The 1121-nt window shown below is 55.4% G+C and carries 1 protein-coding gene; it reads right to left on the bottom strand.

Going from position 1 to position 1121, the window contains the following annotated elements; translation table 11 throughout:
• A partial coding sequence (locus GOU96_RS17690) for an FAD-binding protein (protein WP_324702086.1) occupies positions 1–1120 on the bottom strand: 1120 nt, incomplete at its 3' end.
• Position 1121 lies beyond the last annotated feature (1 nt).

The following is a 1121-nucleotide window of genomic DNA, read 5'->3' as shown; positions in this document are numbered from 1 at the left end:
CAGAAGAACACTCACCTACGGCGAACAGACCCTTGATGCGGGTTTCGCACTGGTTATCGGTTTCGATACCACCCATGGTGTAGTGTACGGCTGGACGTACTGGGATTGGCTCTTTAACCGGATCCACGCCCACGTAAGCTTTCGCCAGTTCACAGATGAACGGCAGACGCTCGTTGAGGTACTTAGCACCCAGGTGACGCAGGTCCAGATGTACCGCATCGCCCAGAGGAGTAGAGATGGTGCGGCCTGCGCGCCACTCGTGCCAGAACGCCTGAGAAACTTTGTCACGTGGACCCAGTTCCATGTACTTGTTCTTCGGCTGACCGACTGGGGTTTCTGGTCCCAGACCGTAGTCTTGCAGGTAACGGTAGCCGTCTTTGTTCACCAGAATACCACCTTCACCACGGCAGCCTTCGGTCATCAGGATACCTGAGCCCGGCAGACCGGTTGGGTGGTACTGAACGAATTCCATGTCACGCAGAGGTACGCCATGACGGTAAGCCATCGCCATACCATCACCAGTTACGATACCGCCGTTGGTGTTGTAACGGTAAACACGGCCGGCACCACCGGTAGCCAGGATCACGCTGTTGGCGCGGATCTGAACCAGTGTACCTTCCATCATGTTCATTGCGACCAGACCACGGGCTTCGCCATTGTCTACCAGCAGGTCCAGTACGAAGTGCTCGTCAAAGCGCTGGATTTGTGGATATTGGATAGACGTCTGGAACAGGGTATGCAGCATATGGAAGCCGGACTTATCCGCAGCAAACCAAGTACGCTCAATTTTCATACCGCCGAAGCGACGTACGTTTACAGAACCATCCGGACGACGGCTCCACGGACAACCCCACTGCTCCAGTTGGGTCATCTCAATCGGTGAGTGTTTAACGAAGTATTCGACTACGTCTTGTTCACACAGCCAATCACCACCGGATACGGTATCGTTGAAGTGGTTGTCGTAGCTGTCATGATCCAGTGCTACCGCTGCGGAGCCACCTTCGGCTGCAACGGTGTGACTGCGCATAGGGTATACCTTGGATACCAACGCGATCTTCAGATTAGGGTTGGCTTCGGCTGCGGCAATTGCGGCACGCAAGCCCGCACCACCCGCACCAATG

Source organism: Vibrio sp. R-1 (genome assembly GCF_035615595.1).
Classification (GTDB): domain Bacteria; phylum Pseudomonadota; class Gammaproteobacteria; order Enterobacterales; family Vibrionaceae; genus Vibrio; species Vibrio cholerae.
The sequence above is the reverse complement of the archived record's forward strand: the minus strand, read 5'-3'. Positions and strand labels throughout refer to the sequence as shown.